Consider the following 2,780-nt stretch of genomic DNA (forward strand, 5'->3'; position numbering starts at 1 on the left):
AGCCCTTCTAGGGTTCAAATCCCTATCTCTCCGCCACATACCGAAAAGCCGCTGCTCAGTCAGCGGTTTTTTGCATTTATGCCCCCACAAATCCCCAAACCCTGACCACGCCAACATTTTAGACCCCTTTGTCTAAACACACTGCCCAGCATCTGATAACCTAGCGCGCAAAAATCGCTCTGTAAGGCCTTTTGGACGCCGCGAACCAGAGGGCGGTAGCGTGGAGGTTAAAGCAAATCCATTGGGCTTGTGATATCCCACCTCGTTCCCACGCTCCTGCTTGGTAACGCGTTATGGATCAGTTTTGATCGTTGGGGTGAGTGTGAATTCCTGAGCCGAGATGAAAGTATGCACACTTTCGCAGACGAGTTGATTGCTTCAATCGTTAAAATTATATTAATAACAGTAGCTTAGGCGATAAAAGATGCGTATAACGGTTTTGACAAATCGAGCACGCGCACTAATACAATGTTATGCAAAATCGATCCTGGGTTTCTAAAAAAACATAGAAGTGATTATGGAGAAAACTAAATTATCAACGTCTGTCACGGTAGAAAGGTACCGAAAGCTCAGAGATAGTAAGGACAAGGAAGCTATTGCTGACATGATTTATGAACGTTTCTCTGAAAGATATGTAGAGCCCTTTAAAAATCACCAGTTCAAGCATGGTTTTAGTATGATGGCGTCTGCCTGTTTGATGATCGAATCACTATACTGCTTTCAGCGAGGAAGAAAGAGAACAGGCCAACCTGGAGTAGACGTTTTCGAGGAATTCTTTAGCTCATCTAGTAAGCTTGACGTACTTACGGGATACGGGGCTGATTTTTATAAAAATGTTCGTTGCGGTATTTTGCATCAAGGTGAAACATATGGCGGGTGGAAAATTAGGAGGAAGGGGCCATTGTTCTCTAGTAGTGAGCGGGTCATTAACGCAACGAAGTTTCTTGATGCGCTAGATTATGAGTTGAAAAGCTTTACTGGCTCGTTAAAAGAGACGAGATTTCACAGGAAACCATGGTCAGGTGTGATTAGGAAGCTTGATGCTGTTTGTGAAAATTGTAATGCATAACAAGTGCATGCACAGGAAGCCAAATACGCGCCGCCAATTTTGGTGCGCGACGCGCACTTTACCAAAATTGGCTCTGCTCCTTTGATGCAGGCGTTATGTGGCGAAAACTAAAGAGTAGTATTTTGAAAGAAGAGCTATATCAAATACTGAGAGATATCTACGATAATTCTGGTAAGAACTTTGCCGGATTAGGTATCGTTGTAAGTAAAGAAATTGAAGCGCTACCTATCAGCCCAATTTATAATGCAAAATTCAATGCTTCAGAAAGTGACTTGTCAGAAAGCTTAAGAAGGCTATCTGTGATAGAAAACCCGCTCCATGACGGTTTTCATGTACTTTCTAATAGATTAGAACTTATTCACAATAGTCAATACTTTTTTCCTACCCCAATAAAGGATGTGAAACTTAATCCTGAATTAGGCTATGGAACAAGATACTTGGTCGCAAAAATTGGTTCGGCTCTACCGCAAGTCTTGTTTAGCGCTGTAGTGGGGAATAGTTACGGAATTCAGTTTTTCGAAAATGGTAGAGAAATAGAGATAATGAAACATGATTAGTTTGTTACCCATCACTAAAGTTGTTTCAATTCTTTGCATCATATACGCCGTCATGTTATCGCTGGTTTTTTTCCTCTCAGGCGGAGATTTACAAAACAACATAGTTCAGGCTTTTAGATATGCAGCTATTTATGAACTGATTATTCTGGCTTTATTAACGTTTGGTTGGCGTTGGATATGGAAAGTAATCCCAGTCTTGAATAAGTGGGTGTTTCCCGACATAAATGGCGTGTGGAATGTAGAGATACACTGGCAGTGGGGAGATAAAGAAGGGGTTAAGGAAGGCAAGGCCCATATTAAGCAAGATTTCTTAAAAATTAGCATGGAATTCTTAACAGATGAGTCAGAGTCAGAGACACTAATCGTTAAGCCAAAGAAAGATCCAGAATCAGGCAGGCCCCAAATCTACTATGTATATAGAAATTTGCCTAAGAATAACGGTGGGAATTCCTCAAAGCCGCATACGGGCGCAGCTATTTTAAAATTTGATCCCGTAGATTTATCTATTTTGGAAGGTAACTATTTTACTGACCGAAATACAAAGGGAATGTTTAAATTACAGAGTTCACAAAGCACATAACAATTAGCTTGAGAGGGACTTGCCCTCCGCGGTTTTCGTTTGTGGCGAATGCCAAAAGCCTCACGCCGCTCCGGCAAGCCCCTCAGCTTGGCGTTATATTTCAATTGAGTTTTGACATAAAAGGGGATTTTTTATTTGAGTATTTCTGATGGGATTTCTGTAGTTAGCGTAGTCATTGCTATTTTAGCATATAGACATTCTGTACGTTCAGCAGACTCGACAAGTAGACAGATTGAGAAAATATCAGATCGACACTTCAAGTTGGCTGAAAGGGTGGCGTTAAATGATGTTTCAAAAGAGTATGTTGCCATTGTTTCAGAAGTAAATGAAGAGCTTGAAGAAATATTGAAGCAACTGTCTTCTGAGGCATATCTTGCTTTGCAAAAAATAGTAGAGTCTATAGATAGATACGACAGCTCAGATGACCAAAGCAAAAAACTCAGGCACTACTTTTTTAACGCTGTAGAACAAATTAATAGCGCATATGCTTATGAGTTAGCAAATACCAGTGGTATCGCCCTAAAAAGTCGCGGATTCAACCGCGAAGTGCAACACTCTCGTCTGCAGCCTGACA

Annotated in this window: 4 protein-coding genes; all 4 read left to right on the forward strand. The window is 41.1% G+C overall.

Features of this window, described 5'->3' with window-relative positions:
• Positions 1-517 precede the first annotated feature (517 nt).
• Positions 518-1,069, forward strand: coding sequence for a hypothetical protein (locus C7A19_RS14700; RefSeq protein WP_116645272.1), 552 nt, complete (start codon positions 518-520; stop codon positions 1,067-1,069).
• 122 nt (positions 1,070-1,191) lie between these two features.
• Positions 1,192-1,626, forward strand: a complete 435-nt coding sequence (locus C7A19_RS14705) for a hypothetical protein (RefSeq protein ID WP_116645273.1) — start codon at positions 1,192-1,194, stop codon at positions 1,624-1,626.
• Entirely contained in the window at positions 1,619-2,206 is a 588-nt protein-coding gene (locus C7A19_RS14710; protein ID WP_116645274.1) for a hypothetical protein, read from the forward strand. Before C7A19_RS14705 ends, C7A19_RS14710 begins: the two co-directional genes overlap by 8 nt.
• A gap of 135 nt (positions 2,207-2,341) precedes the next feature.
• Positions 2,342-2,780: hypothetical protein (locus C7A19_RS14715; RefSeq protein WP_155522573.1), on the forward strand; the 439-nt coding region annotated here is incomplete at its 3' end.

Source organism: Salinivibrio sp. HTSP (assembly GCF_003390965.1).
Classification (GTDB): Bacteria; Pseudomonadota; Gammaproteobacteria; order Enterobacterales; family Vibrionaceae; genus Salinivibrio; species Salinivibrio kushneri.